This is a genomic window from Polynucleobacter sp. 31A-FELB, from assembly GCF_018882405.1.
Taxonomy (GTDB): Bacteria; Pseudomonadota; Gammaproteobacteria; order Burkholderiales; family Burkholderiaceae; genus Polynucleobacter.
In genome coordinates, this window is record NZ_JACVOO010000001.1 from 237,487 (window position 1) to 251,871 (window position 14,385).

Annotated in this window: 15 protein-coding genes; 1 reads left to right on the forward strand and 14 read right to left on the reverse strand. The window is 46.8% G+C overall.

Translation table 11 applies throughout. The annotated features are described in order from the left end of the window. Nucleotides 1–7: 7 nt before the first annotated feature. Nucleotides 8–667: a SprT family zinc-dependent metalloprotease gene (locus ICN30_RS01165; RefSeq protein ID WP_216224800.1), complete on the reverse strand. Its 660-nt coding sequence runs from the start codon at nt 665–667 to the stop codon at nt 8–10. A 53-nt stretch (nt 668–720) separates the two neighbouring features. Beyond that, nucleotides 721–1,842, reverse strand: a complete 1,122-nt coding sequence (locus tag ICN30_RS01170; RefSeq protein ID WP_216272685.1) for an NADH:flavin oxidoreductase/NADH oxidase — start codon at nt 1,840–1,842, stop codon at nt 721–723. Between the two features lie 150 nt (nt 1,843–1,992). Between ICN30_RS01170 and ICN30_RS01175 the strand changes: the two genes are divergently transcribed. Next, on the forward strand, nt 1,993–3,513 hold the full coding sequence (locus ICN30_RS01175; protein WP_216272687.1) for a CoA-acylating methylmalonate-semialdehyde dehydrogenase: 1,521 nt from the start codon (nt 1,993–1,995) through the stop codon (nt 3,511–3,513). Between the two features lie 75 nt (nt 3,514–3,588). Here ICN30_RS01175 and ICN30_RS01180 read toward each other — a convergent pair whose 3' ends face one another. From ICN30_RS01180 to nuoI, 12 genes are all read right to left on the reverse strand, one after another. After that, on the reverse strand, nt 3,589–4,254 hold the full coding sequence (locus ICN30_RS01180; RefSeq protein ID WP_216272689.1) for an amino acid ABC transporter permease: 666 nt from the start codon (nt 4,252–4,254) through the stop codon (nt 3,589–3,591). Then, a complete protein-coding gene (locus ICN30_RS01185) occupies nt 4,254–4,985 on the reverse strand; it encodes an amino acid ABC transporter ATP-binding protein (RefSeq protein WP_216229370.1) in 732 nt (243 codons plus the stop codon). The genes ICN30_RS01180 and ICN30_RS01185 overlap by 1 nt, the downstream gene beginning before the upstream one ends. A 34-nt stretch (nt 4,986–5,019) precedes the next feature. Further along, the gene (locus ICN30_RS01190) at nt 5,020–5,673 is read right to left on the reverse strand and encodes an amino acid ABC transporter permease (RefSeq protein ID WP_216272691.1); all 654 of its coding nucleotides are present in this window, start codon (nt 5,671–5,673) and stop codon (nt 5,020–5,022) included. A gap of 44 nt (nt 5,674–5,717) precedes the next feature. Continuing rightward, complete coding sequence (locus tag ICN30_RS01195; protein ID WP_216272693.1) at nt 5,718–6,470, reverse strand: transporter substrate-binding domain-containing protein; 753 nt, start codon at nt 6,468–6,470, stop codon at nt 5,718–5,720. A gap of 82 nt (nt 6,471–6,552) precedes the next feature. After that, nucleotides 6,553–7,080 carry a DUF1178 family protein gene (locus ICN30_RS01200; protein ID WP_216229367.1) on the reverse strand — a complete coding sequence of 176 codons (528 nt, stop codon included), beginning with the start codon at nt 7,078–7,080 and terminating at the stop codon, nt 6,553–6,555. Nucleotides 7,081–7,141: 61 nt separating this feature from the next. Continuing rightward, the gene (locus ICN30_RS01205; RefSeq protein ID WP_216272695.1) at nt 7,142–7,744 is read right to left on the reverse strand and encodes an NUDIX domain-containing protein; all 603 of its coding nucleotides are present in this window, start codon (nt 7,742–7,744) and stop codon (nt 7,142–7,144) included. A gap of 104 nt (nt 7,745–7,848) precedes the next feature. Beyond that, nucleotides 7,849–9,354: an NADH-quinone oxidoreductase subunit NuoN gene (nuoN, locus tag ICN30_RS01210; RefSeq protein ID WP_216272697.1), complete on the reverse strand. Its 1,506-nt coding sequence runs from the start codon at nt 9,352–9,354 to the stop codon at nt 7,849–7,851. Nucleotides 9,355–9,364: 10 nt separating this feature from the next. Next, on the reverse strand, nt 9,365–10,831 hold the full coding sequence (locus ICN30_RS01215; protein ID WP_216272700.1) for an NADH-quinone oxidoreductase subunit M: 1,467 nt from the start codon (nt 10,829–10,831) through the stop codon (nt 9,365–9,367). Between the two features lie 24 nt (nt 10,832–10,855). Then, complete coding sequence (gene nuoL, locus ICN30_RS01220) at nt 10,856–12,916, reverse strand: NADH-quinone oxidoreductase subunit L (RefSeq protein ID WP_216272701.1); 2,061 nt, start codon at nt 12,914–12,916, stop codon at nt 10,856–10,858. Between the two features lie 2 nt (nt 12,917–12,918). Beyond that, nucleotides 12,919–13,227, reverse strand: coding sequence for an NADH-quinone oxidoreductase subunit NuoK (nuoK, locus tag ICN30_RS01225; protein WP_015420930.1), 309 nt, complete (start codon nt 13,225–13,227; stop codon nt 12,919–12,921). Beyond that, entirely contained in the window at nt 13,224–13,871 is a 648-nt protein-coding gene (locus ICN30_RS01230) for an NADH-quinone oxidoreductase subunit J (RefSeq protein ID WP_216229362.1), read from the reverse strand. The genes nuoK and ICN30_RS01230 overlap by 4 nt, the downstream gene beginning before the upstream one ends. A gap of 21 nt (nt 13,872–13,892) precedes the next feature. Continuing rightward, entirely contained in the window at nt 13,893–14,384 is a 492-nt protein-coding gene (nuoI, locus tag ICN30_RS01235) for an NADH-quinone oxidoreductase subunit NuoI (protein WP_216229361.1), read from the reverse strand. Between the last annotated feature and the right edge of the window lies 1 nt (nt 14,385).

The window sequence follows — 14,385 nt, forward strand, 5'->3', positions numbered from 1 at the left end:
GCTTTAGCTAGCTAATGGCACGGCGGATTTCATCTGCCTTGGGTTTAGAGCCGGTAACAGATTCAGTATCGTGCTCGGTCGTATTTTCAATTGTTTCAATAACCGCCTCTTGCATCCGAATATTGTCTTTAGGGCAAATTGGAGCTCCATAGGTAGCCCACTTCTTTAATAGCGTAACTTCGTATCCACACTGACCACATTTGGCTTTGTTGCGACTCGCATTACTTGGTCTTGGTGGCGGGAAAACAATCGCCTGATGTGGGTATGGGCCAAGCTCTTGGCTAATCATCATCAAACGCACCATCAACTCTTCGGTAGCGTGCGCCATTCTGGCTGGACCCTCTAGACCAACAGTCTGAGCAATGCCTTTAAAGTCTTCGCCATGACCGCTAAAGCAATCATCTACTGCGTGACATAACTCATGCACTAGGGTATCCAACAACTGAACAGGGTCATCCAACTTGGGAGAAATGAAGATCTCATTAACTCCTCCCCCAGAGCGCTCACGAGGCCAGCACTGACCTAGCGTTGTTCTCGGACTGCTTGAGGCTGGAAAGCCACAAGACACCCTCACTGGCGGAATGGCATAACCGGCTTTTGAGAACACAGGCTCTAAATGTCTTACGGCGTCTTCCAGCCAGGATTCTCGTACAGAATGTTGCTTCATCAATTACTCATTTATGTTTTAGTTCAAAGGCTTGGTTCTGGGCAAGCCCCCTATTATCGCTGCCCTACTTTGACCTCACCAAATATGGCTTGAGCCTCACGCGGTAAGCAGCGCCAGTAACGCTCATTTGACGGTACGGTACCGCCTAAGGCTGCAGCAGCCTCCCAGGCCCATCTTGGTTTATACAAAAATGCACGGGCTAAGGCAATTAGATCCGCATCCCCTTTTTGCAAGATATCTTCCGCTTGCTGTGGCTCGGTGATCAAGCCAACTGTCATCGTAGGCAAACCGGATTGATCTTTTACGATCTTGGCAAATGGCACTTGATAGTTTGGCCCTATCGCAATCTTCTGCAGCGGTGAAATACCACCTGATGAGATGTGGACAAAATTACATCCCAAGGGTTTTAGGCGAGATGCAAAGTCAGCAGTCTCTTCAGGAGTCCAGCCACCCTCAATCCAATCGCTTGCGGAAATCCGGATACCCAACACACCTTGATATGCCTTGCGTACTGCAGCAAATAATTCCAAAGGGAAGCGGATGCGATTTTCATATGAGCCACCGTATTCATCAGTACGTTGATTGGCGATTGGGGACAAGAATTGATGCAAGAGATAGCCATGCGCTCCATGCAACTCAATACCGTCCACACCAACCCTCTCAGAACGCTGCGCTGCAACAACAAATGCGTCAATCAGCTCTTGCAACTCTGCTTTGGAGAGTTCGTGTGGCAAGCGCTCATCTTTTAGCTGTGGAATAGCTGAAGGAGCTACTGTCTCCCAGCCACCTTGATCTTTAGGCAGCAATTGACCACCATCCCAAGGGGTTGCGCTGGAGGCTTTTCGACCGGCGTGAGCCAATTGGATGAAAACCGGGGTTTCTGGTGCCAGCTTACGAGCCCTGCTAAGTTTGTCCTTTAGTGCGGCCTCAGTTCGGTCATCCCACAGCCCCAGACAGGCGGGGGTAATACGGCCCTCTGGCGTCACGCCAGTAGCCTCAATAATGAATAGACCCGCCCCGCTATTAAGGAGATTAGCCCAGTGCATTAAATGCCAGTCCTGAGCCTCGCCATTAACTGCCGAATACTGGCACATGGGTGCCACTACGATGCGATTAGGGAGCGTCAAATCACCCTTGGGAGAGCTAAGCGTATAGCTGGAAAATAGAAGACTCATGGAGGGCCCTGGGATCCTGAAATGCGTAAAAGTGATGAAAGCGATAAAATAGAATGAGTAGGATAAACGAGACCATACACTTGTGCGATTCCGTCGCAATACAAGTTTATTGAACCTAAAACTAGTAAATAACTATTTAAGCAAAATACTATGAGCGCACCACAAGCCTTTGAATCAAAAGAAGATATTGGCCACTTTGTTGGCGGCAATGTTGTCAACCCAAAAGACGGTCGATTTGCCGATGTATTCAACCCCTCTACAGGCGCAGTCGCAAGACGAGTTGCCCTAGCAAGCCGTAAAGAGGTGGATGCTGCCGTGGCGGTTGCCCAAAAAGCCTTCGAGAGCTGGAGTCAAACCTCCCCCCTTCGCCGCGCACGGATCATGTTCAAGTATCTTGAATTACTCAATGCCCATCGCGATGAATTAGCAGCCATCATTACCGCCGAACACGGCAAGGTATTTACCGATGCCCAAGGTGAAGTGACTCGCGGTATTGATATTGTGGAATTTGCTACTGGCATCCCTGAACTTCTTAAAGGAGATTACACCGAGCAAGTATCTACCGATATCGACAATTGGGTAATGCGCCAGCCTTTAGGTGTTGTAGCCGGTGTCACGCCATTTAACTTCCCAGTCATGGTTCCAATGTGGATGTTCCCAGTGGCTATTGCCTGCGGCAACACATTCATTTTGAAGCCAAGCCCAACCGATCCATCAGCTTCTTTGTTGATGGCCAAGCTTTTAAAAGAAGCTGGCTTGCCTGATGGTGTATTTAACGTCGTTCAAGGTGACAAAGAGGCTGTAGATGCCTTGATTGAGAACCCAGATGTCAAAGCAGTCAGCTTTGTGGGTTCAACTCCAATTGCCAACTACATTTACGAGCGTTGCGCACACTTCGGTAAGCGCTCCCAAGCTTTAGGTGGCGCCAAGAATCACATGGTCGTGATGCCAGATGCAGATATCGATAAAACGATTGATGCCTTGATTGGCGCTGCTTATGGTTCCGCTGGTGAGCGTTGCATGGCAATCTCAGTAGCCGTTCTCGTTGGCGATGTTGCTGAAAAAATCATGCCTAAACTAATTGAGCGCACTAAAACTCTCAAGGTTAAGAATGGTATGGAGCTGGATGCAGAAATGGGTCCAATCGTTACCAAAGCTGCTTTAGAGCGCATCACTGGCTATATTGAGAGTGGCGTAGCTTCTGGTGCGAAGTTATTAGTAGATGGCCGTGGCTTGAAAGTGCCTGGCCATGACAATGGCTTCTTTATCGGCGGCACCCTCTTTGATAACGTCACTCCAGACATGAAGATCTATCTAGAAGAAATCTTCGGACCAGTCTTATCTTGCTTGCGCGTGGCGAACTTTACTGAGGCATTGAACTTGGTAAATGCTTGCGAGTATGGCAACGGTGTTGCCTGCTTCACAAGTGACGGCAATATTGCCCGTGAATTTGCACGCCGAGTTCAGGTGGGCATGGTTGGTATTAACGTACCTATTCCGGTTCCAATGGCTTGGCACGGTTTTGGCGGTTGGAAGAAATCCCTCTTTGGCGATATGCATGCCTACGGCAAAGAAGGCGTTCGCTTCTATACCAAGCAAAAGAGTGTGATGCAGCGCTGGCCTGAGAGCATAGCTAAAGGTGCTGAGTTTGTAATGCCTACGTCTAAGTAATTCCTAGCACTGAGCTTTACAAATAAAAATAGCGGCCTTCGGGTCGCTATTTTTTTGTGCTTTAACTTGCAATACTCAAGCAGGAATAAAGTAACGCCTCTCAATGGCGCGGGCGAATAGCACAATTACCGATACCAGCGCTAAGTAAACCAAAGCAGCCAATAGATAAGCCTTGAAGAATTGGAAATTGGTTGCAGCCAACTCCTGTACACGTGCAAAGAACTCGGTGTACTGAATTAAGAAGGCAACCGAACTATCTTTGAGATTAGCAATTACTTGATTGGTCAACGCCGGAATAGAAAGTCGAATCACTTGCGGCAAGGTAATCAACTTAAAAATCTGGAGGGGACTGAATCCTTGAGCGCTAGCCGCTTCTAATTGAGTCTTGTCCAAACCATTGAAGGCAGTCTTTAGATAGGCGGCGTTATAAGCTGCAACGTTAAATGTAAAGCCAATAAAGGCAGCCGTAAATGGTGAGAGTCGAACGCCCCACTGCGGCAAGCCGTAATACATCAAGAACAATAAGACAATTAAAGGCATTCCTATGAAGAAGGAGATATAGGAATTGATGGCGCTGCGTACATACTTGTTTTTACTCAGCGTGAGATAGAACACCACAATCCCCAGCAGTAATCCAGACACGCTGATCAAGCCCGCCAATTGCAAGGTCTTCACCAGCCCAGTCAAAATCAAGGGCATCTGCTCCGTGAGATCACGAATAAAAGATGGCCAACCCCCCATTAGAACTTTTCCTCAGAGGCAAAAAAGGCTTTAATTTCTGGATCAGAATGCTTGCTCAACACATCGATACGATCATCAGCCCGAATCACGCCGCGATCTAAAAACATGACGGTATCCGCAATATTGCGAGCCAAGTTGAGATCGTGGGTAACGCAGATCATGGTGATGCCTTCGCTATGCAAGCGATTGATGAGATCAGCAACATCCCTAGACATAACAGGATCCAATGCAGAGGTTGGCTCATCGAGAACCAGGACAGCAGGATCCATCGCCAACGCCCTAGCTATGGCAACACGCTGCTTCTGCCCTCCTGAAAGCTGTGAGGGGTACTTATCTTGATGGGGAGTCATTTCAAAATGGGATAGCTCGTGCAAGGCTTTTTCTTTAGCCTCTGCTTTACCCATCTTGTGCAACTTACGTAGCCCCAAGGACACGTTATCTAATACCGTGAGGTGGCTATAAAGAGCGAATTGCTGAAATACAAAACCAATTTGCTTACGCAACTCACGCACATCAACACCGGGACCCAATACTTCTTGCCCCCTGAAAATAATTGATCCAGAGGTGGGCTCGACCAGTCGATTGAGGCAACGTAATAAGGTGGATTTACCAGAGCCAGACGCACCCATCAATACCCGAACATCACCCTCTTTTAAATCGAGATTAATATTCGACAAGACAGTTTGCCCATCAAACTCTTTGACCAAATCCCGTACTTGAATTAATGCCACGAACTTGCCTCTTTAGATAATGTCATATTGATACTCATGCGGGAGCCATTCCCGGAATTTGAAAACGCTTAGTCAGCAATTGAATGCCAAGTAAACAGATTCGGTAAATCACGAAATACAAAATACCCACTGCTAGGTATACCTCTATGCCGCGAAGCGTTGTTGAGGTCAAAGTCATGGCCTGCTTAGTAATCTCTGGAATACCTACCGTATAGGCAAATGGCGAGTACTTTAAAACCGAGGTGAACTCATTGACCATGCCTGGAATCGAAAAACGCAACATCTGTGGCAACTCAATAAACAGGAGAACCTGGACACGTGTCATACCCATGGCCTTGGCAGCAATCACTTCAGCTGGATCAACAGAGTTAAATGCGCCTCGGAATACCTCCGCTAAATAGGCGGATGCCACCAGACCCAAACTGAGTGCCATCGCCATCAAAGGAGGAACCTTAAAGCCGATACCAGGCAAACCAAAATAGACCATGAACAATAAAACTAAAACTGGCACACCCCTAAAAACATAGGTATAGCAATCAATTAACGGGATAAGCCATGGGATATCAAGACGACGTAAGCTTGATAGCAATAAGCCGACAACCAAACCCGTCAGCGAACAAACCAGCGTTACCACTACCGTATAAGAAATGCCCTGAGCTAACTGGGCAAGAATATCCAGAAAAGTCACAGGGCAGGCTCTCGACTACTTATTAAGATCTTGATGAGGGGCGCCTATTTCATCCACTTATCAAGAATGGCTTTGATCTTTTCAGGGCCGAGCTCATTGAGATACTTATCAAAGTCATCACGCAATTTGGAGCCCTTAGCAAAGGCAAAGCCAAGCTTATCAAAGCCCTTGAAAACGTAACTACTCTGAATCGGTAACTTCAGTTTGTTTTCATAATTCAGAAATACAGGCTCTTCAATAAAAGCCAAATCTAAATTGCCATTCTGAAGATCGGTAATCACTTCAGCGTAAGAGGGATAGAGTTTGACTTTGCTTAATGAGTAGTAACCTTTTGGCTCCAACTCATTCTTAATGAGATCGTCATAAGCCATGCCACGTGGATAGCCAATGGAGTATTTCTTGAGTTGATTCAAATCGGTGATCTGAATATTTTTATTCTTCATGCTCACGAGATGCCAAGCGTTGTCATAGTACGGCTGTGAAAAATCCATCACCTCTTTACGTTTATCGGTAATAGAGATTCCAGAGAAGGCAACGTCAGCCTGACCACTGGATACGGCACCCAACATTCCAGCCCAGTCGTATGGCGTTACTTTAAAAGTGCAGCCACGAGACTGGCAGTATCCCTGAAAGATATCCATATCAACGCCTACGATCCGCCCCTTGTCATCAAACAGCATTGGGGGAGATGCGGGTGATACGGCAACCTTAATTTCTTTGGTATCTGAGGACTTGGAGCAAGCCACAATGGTGAGCGCCAGAACAGCGGCAAACAATGCCAGAAAAAAGCGTTTCATGGGTATTTCTCCTATCCGAATAACGTGGTCATACCCAGTCTCTGGGTGCACACCAAGTATAGGGGAATTGGAGGGAAACTGGCTACTGCAGGGTGTTTTTAAAGGCGGGCATCATTGGCATTGCCATGACTTCAATACCCTCTTCACGCAAAGCTTCGGCCTCATCCAATGTGGTTTGGCCACGAATACTCCGCTCAGGAGATTCCTTATAGTGGATTTTGCGAGCCTCTTCAGCAAAAGAGCTTCCAACATCCTCAGAGCGACCCATCAACTCACGCATGCCCTTTAAAAAGGCTGCCTGTACCTGCGCTTCCAACTGAGAATGATCGCTTCCAGTCAAGGCAACAACATCGCCAGTTAGGCCGCCACTGACACCAGAATTATCTGTTGTCGCAGGGCTAGCTACAGTCAGCTCGGTTGAAGTTGAAACATCTTTGCTAGAACTTGATTTAGCAATATGTGGAGCCGATGGCATCCGCGTAATCTCAGCACTGTCACAAATAGGACACGCCAACATCCCCTTGTCTTGCTGAGCAAGGCAATCCTCTTCAGAGGCGAACCATCCCTCAAAGCGATGATCCAATGGGCAAGCGAGGTTATAAACTTTCATAAGACCTATATAGGGGCAAAAATACTAAATTCAATACCCCTATTTTAATAGGATTATGGAATTACCCTGGAATGGGCGTAGGACTCACTAAACCGCGGCGATAGCGGTCCAACCAGTAAGTTGCAATGGTTGTTTTCACGTCGGTAATTTCGCCCTGCTCTACCCACTCCAGTAACTGCTCCAAAGGGGCAGCAAATACATCTAAAAATTCTTCATCATCAAGATGGCTTTTGCCGGAGACCAAGCCTTCGGCAAGATAGATATCAATAAACTCCGTCGAATACGAAATCACTGGATGGATGCGGCGAATGAAACTCCACTTACTTGCGGAATAACCCGTCTCCTCTTCCAGCTCTCGCTGAGCACAAACCAGATGATTCTCTTTGGGGTCTAGCTTCCCTGCTGGAATCTCCAGGCAAGCCTTTGCAACGGGATATCGATACTGACGCTCCATCAATACCCTGCCATCATCCAAGATCGCCAAAATAGCAACTGCGCCAGGATGTGTCAGGTATTCACGTACCGCTTGATTGCCATCGGGCAAGCTCACCTGATCACGCTTCATGTTTAGAAAGATGCCGCCGTAGATATCCTCGCCAGACAAACGCTCCTCCCGCAAATGGGCATCGCCAATGGGTAGGTCTTTGAATGATTTTTCAGTCATGGCACGCTTTCATTAATTGAATGTTCATCATACAAAACTCAGATGACAGAAAAGAGAAAGGCTCCTATTCGGAGCCTTCATCAAAAGTCAGTAGAACTGCTTGCTTATGAACCTAATAAAGTGCGGCGCATTGCATCAAGGCACACAGCCATGAGCCCAGCCGGGAAAATCCCCAAAGCCAAAACAAATACCGCATTCAGACTCAAAAGGCCACGAGCAAATCCTGACCCAGTAACTTCAGAAGCATGCTCTTCTTTTGGCTCATCAAAGTACATGACCTTAACCACTCTGAGGTAATAGAAAGCGCCAATCAATGAAGCGATCACAGCAATGATGGCCAAGAATGTATGCTCGCCATCAACTAAGGCCTCAAGCACTCCCAACTTAGCTGCAAAGCCTACTGTTGGCGGAATACCTGCCAAAGAGAACATCATTACTAAGCCAATAAAGGCAAACCATGGATGGCGCTTATTTAAACCCTTGAGATCATCAATGGTTTCGCAATCATGACCTTTGCGTGACAACATCATCAAGAGGCCGAAGCTCCCCAAAGTAGTCAACACATAAGTGATGGCATAGAACATCGAAGCGCTAAAAGCATGGTCATCGAATACAGACAGCATACCTAGCAACACAAAGCCCATCTGCGCAATCGCAGAGTAAGCCAGCATACGCTTCATATTGGTTTGCGCAATCGCAGTGACGTTACCCACAACCAATGACAAGACTGCCAACAAGACTAACATTGGTTGCCAGTCACCCAAGAGTGGCAATAAGGTATTCACAAGCAAACGGAATAACAAAGCAAAGGCTGCAATCTTTGGAGCCGCAGCAATCATCAGAGTTACTGCAGTTGGTGCACCTTGATAGACATCAGGCACCCACATGTGGAATGGCACAACGCCTAATTTGAAGGCCAAGCCAGAAACAATAAATACCAAACCAAAAGCCATCACCAAATGATTTACACGAGGATCGGCAACTGTTCTGAAAATTTCAATTAGATCCAGAGAGCCGGTTACGCCGTACAGCATGGACATACCGTAAAGCAAGAAACCGGAAGCTAATGCGCCCAGAATGAAGTACTTAATACCTGCTTCAACACTCTTCTCATTGTTATGACGCATAGCTACCAAAGCATAGGTAGGCAAGGCCATCAATTCAAGACCCAAATACAGAGTCAGAAGATTAGCGCCGGAGATTAATACGCACTGCCCTAGCAAGGCCAACAAAGCTAAGACAATAAAGTCTGGGCGGAACAATGCACGATCTGTGAGGTATTGCTTTGAATACACCAAGCTCACCAATACAGCACCGCATGAACACGCCTTTAATAGGTTTGAAATAGGATCAGACTGAAATAAGCCATTCATGGCAACAACGGAAACATCTCCAATACGGCCTACATAGGCAAAGATCAAATAGACCAACAAAATGATGGAGAAAAAGTAAACAAAACCAACACCACGAGGCGTATGGAAAATATCTTGTTCTACACCTGGGGTTGCTGGTTGACGCTCGGGAACATAAACGCTTGCCACTAATAAGAGACAGGCGGCTACGAGTAAAACAAGTTCCGGCAGGACGGCGTATAGGTCAAATGCTTGCATTAGCTTTTACTCAGAGTTTGCTAACAGCAACATGCTGCAGCAGATTAATCACGGCTGGATGAATGATGTCGGTAAAAGGTTTTGGATAAACACCCATACCGATTACACAGATGGACAACACTGCCATCATGAAATACTCACGCGCATTAAGGTCTTTTAACTCCTCAACATGCTTATTGGTAACCGCACCAAAGAACACGCGCTTCACCATCCATAGGGAGTAAGCGGCGCCGAGGATTAATGCAGTCGCTGCCAAGATACCGATCACAAAGTCGTAATCAACTGCAGCCAAGATCACCATGAACTCACCCACGAAACCAGAGGTAGCAGGTAAACCGCAGTTAGCCATTGCCATCAATACTGCAAATGCTGTGAACGCCGGCATACGATGGACAACGCCACCGTAATCAGCAATTTGACGGGTATGCATGCGGTCATACAGAACGCCAATAGAAAGGAACATTGCTCCGGCTACAAAGCCGTGAGAAATCATCTGCACAATACCGCCCTCAATACCCAGCGGGCTAAAGAGGAAGAAACCGAGGGTTACAAAGCCCATGTGCGCCACTGAAGAGTAAGCAACCAACTTCTTCATGTCTTTCTGAACCAAAGCCACTGCGCCTACGTAAATCACAGCCACTAAAGATAGGAAGATAACAAATGGACCGAGATACTGACTTGCATCTGGGGCGATTGGTAATGAGAAGCGCAAGAAACCATAAGCACCAAGCTTCAACATAATTGCAGCCAACACTACAGAGCCACCAGTCGGCGCTTCCACGTGAACGTCTGGCAACCAAGTATGTAATGGCCACATTGGCACCTTCACAGCAAACGCCATGAAGAAAGCGAAGAACAGGAGAATTTGCTCAACGATATCGAGGCGAGCATTGTGCCAAGCCAAAATATCGAAGGTATTCGTTACGTTGTACAGGTACAGCATGGCAATCAAAGTAAGTAATGAGCCAAGCAATGTGTACAAGAAGAACTTGAATGCTGCGTAGATACGGTTATGACCGCCCCACACACCGATGATGATGTACATCGGAATTAAGGTTGCTTCAAAGAAGACATAGAAAAGCAATGCATCTAGAGCAGCGAATACGCCAATCATTAATCCAGAAAGGATTAAGAAAGAGGCCATGTATTGCGAAACCTTCTTATCAATTACTTCCCAGGCAGCAATCACCACAATAATGTTGATGAATGCGGTCAAGACGATGAACCACACAGAGATACCATCGATACCTAAGTGATAGTTGATGTCGTAGCGCGGAATCCAGCTGAGTTTTTCAACAAACTGCATGCCTGGATTAGCAATATCAAAACTGATTACTAGCGGCAGAGTTGCAATGAAGCCAAGAACGGAGCCAACGAGAGCCAACCAGCGAACACCGGCAGTCGGCTTCTCTGAACCGTAGAACAAAATAATGATGCCGAAGAAAATCGGGATCCAGATGGCGTAAGAAAGAATCATGATGGCTACTTAAGTAACAAAGGCCTAGCGAACAAAAGGCAGGTAAGCGTACAAAACCCAAGCCAGCAATACCGCCAAGCCCGCAATCATTGCGAAGGCATAGTGATAGAGATAGCCGGATTGCAAATGGCGAATAACACCGGAAAAGCGCCCTACTGCATGCGCACTACCATTAACCAAGAAGCCGTCAATAGCCTGTTGATCACCGCGGTGCCACAAGACACCACCGATCCACAGCAAGCCCTTGGCGAAAACTGCTTGGTTTAAATCGTCGAGATAGTATTTGTTATCCATCAACTTCTTAATCGGTGCAAATGCCTGTGCAACTACACCAGGCAACTTCGGCGCCCAGAGGTAACCAATCGCAGCAGTCAACACGCCCAGCACAACTAATAGCAATACTGGGGAGGTCAATGAATGCATTGCCATGGCAATCGGGCCATGGAACTCTTCAGCAAGTTCCTTCATCGCTGGATGCTTACCAATATCAACAAAGATCGAATCACCAAAATAGGTGCCAAATAGCAAAGGTGTAATCGTGTAGTAACCAATGATGACCGAAGGAATTGCCAATAGGATTAATGGCAAGGTCACAACAAATGGTGACTCATGTGGTTTTTGACCAGGAGCCAAACCATGATGTGCATGATCATCGCCCTGCTCTGCATGATCATGGTGGTGATCGTGCGCATGAGCATCGTCATGACCCCAGCGGGCTTTACCGTGGAATACATAGAAGTACAGACGGAAAGAATACAAAGCCGTCACAAAGACACTGGCCATCACTGCAAAGTAAGCAAAGCCTGAACCAGGAATGTGGCTAGCAGCTACCGCTTCGATGATGGAGTCTTTTGAATAGAAGCCTGAGAAGAATGGTGTTCCGATCAAGGCCAAGTTACCCAACAACATCATCAGGCAAGTAATTGGCATATATTTCCAGAGGCCACCCATCTTGCGCATATCTTGCTCGTGGTGCATACCCAAAATCACGCTACCCGCAGCAAGGAACAGAAGCGCCTTGAAGAATGCGTGTGTCATTAAATGGAAGATGGCAACTGGATAAGCAGATACGCCTAATGCGACAGTCATGTAACCCAACTGAGACAGTGTTGAGTAGGCAACTACCCGCTTGATATCGGTCTGGACGATGCCCAAGAAACCCATAAAGAGCGCAGTGATCGAACCAATCACCAAGATGAAGCTTAATGCTGCATCAGACAACTCAAACAACGGTGACATACGTGACACCATGAAAATACCGGCAGTCACCATCGTTGCAGCATGAATCAATGCGGAAATTGGGGTTGGGCCTTCCATCGAGTCAGGCAACCAAACGTGTAATGGGAACTGGGCTGATTTGCCCATCGCACCGATGAATAAACAGATGCAAGCTACGGTGACTAAATTCCAACTAGTACCAGGCAATGTTTGCGCAGCAAGTGCTGTGTTCTGAGCAAAAATCACGTCGTAGTTCATGGAGCCAGTGCTGGCCAATAGCAAGCCAATACCGAGAATGAAGCCAAAGTCACCAACACGGTTCACCAAGAAGGCTTTCATATTGGCGAAAACAGCGGATTGACGCTCAAAGTAGAAGCCAATCAATAAATAGGAAACCACACCCACCGCTTCCCATCCGAAGAAGAGTTGCAAGAGGTTGTTACTCATTACCAACATCAACATTGCGAAGGTAAAGAGTGAAATGTATGAGAAGAAACGGTTGTAGCCCTCTTCGCCCTGCATATAACCGATGGTGTAGATATGCACCATCAAAGATACAAAGGTCACCACACACATCATGGTGGCTGTCAGCGGATCAATTAAGAAACCAATATCGAGATTGAGTTCACCCAATTGCATCCAGCGATACACGGTGCCATTGAAATAGAAACCATCCATCACTTGCACCAGCACAAAACAAGACAGGACGAAAGCGATCATCACACCTAAAATGGTTACGAACTGGCAAGCGCCGTTACCGATGCGGTTACCACCTAATTTGGTGCCGAAGAATCCCGCAATCGCCGAACCAAATAATGGCGCCAGCGGAATCGCGCAGAGAACAGGGAGAGTTAAGGTCAATTGCATGACTAGCCTTTTAGGTGGTCAAGGTCTTCAGCATTGATGGTGTCTACCTTACGGAAGAGAACAACCAAAATTGCTAGACCGATTGCTGCCTCAGCAGCAGCCACAGTCAAAATAAAGAATACGAATACTTGACCAGCCATATCACCCAAATAATGGGAGAAGGCTACAAAGTTCATGTTCACCGAGAGAAGCATCAATTCAATTGCCATTAAGAGCACGATGATGTTCTTACGGTTTAAGAAGATACCGATCACGCTAGTCGCAAATAAAATTGCGCCAAGCACTAAGTAGTGAGCCAGGGTAATAGTCATTTCTTCTCCCCGCGTGTGTCTTGCTTTGCGGCCATATCTGAACCCATCTTCACGATACGCATACGATCTGCAGAATTCACGTTCACTTGCTCGTGAATATTCTGAGACTTGGAATCTTTGCGATTACGCAGTGTCAATGCCACGGCAGCGATGATGGCCACCAAGAGAATGACGCCAGCAACCTCGAAGGCATAAACATAGTCAACGAAGATCAACATACCTAAGGCTTGTGTATTGCTAGTAGCCATTTCCTCAAGCATCGGCTGTACTGGTGCGCTAGTGCCAATAAAACTACGAATCAAGACGATAGACAACTCCAATACGATGACCGCACCCATCAAGAAGGCTACTGGTAAGAATTTCTTAAAATCACGACGCAAATGCTCAAGATCGAGGTCCAGCATCATGACCACAAACAAGAAAAGCACCATTACTGCGCCAACATAAACGAGGATTAAGGCCAAGCTTAAGAACTCCGCCTTGAGAAGCATCCACAAGCCAGAAGCGCAAAAGAAAGCCAAAACCAAGAACAAGGCAGCATGCACAGGATTGCGAGCTGTTATCACGCGCAATGCTGAGAGCACTAAAAGGCCAGCAAAGGCATAAAAGAACGCTGCAAAAAGTGTAGAAGTATCGAATGTCATATGTCGTTGTGCTTTATTCGATTAACGATAAGGCGCATCAGCTGCGCGGTTAGCGGCAATATCTTTTTCATACTTATCGCCTACTGCCAAAAGCATTTCTTTAGTGAAATACAAATCACCGCGCTTATCACCGAAATACTCAAAAATATTGGTTTCAACAATGGCGTCAACTGGACAAGCCTCTTCACAGAAGCCGCAGAAAATGCACTTAGTTAAGTCAATGTCGTAACGGCTGGTGCGACGTGTACCGTCATCGCGCTCAGCAGTTTCAATCGTGATGGCGTAAGCAGGACAAACCGCCTCGCACAATTTGCAACCAATGCAGCGCTCTTCCCCATTTTCATAACGGCGCAAAGCATGTAAGCCACGGAAGCGAACAGACTGAGGCGTCTTCTCTTCAGGGTATTGAACAGTAATTTTTGGCTTGAAGAGGTAACGACCGGTAATTGCCATGCCGACCAAAATGTCTCTCAACATCAAGCTATCGAGGAATTGGGAAATTTTCTTAAACATG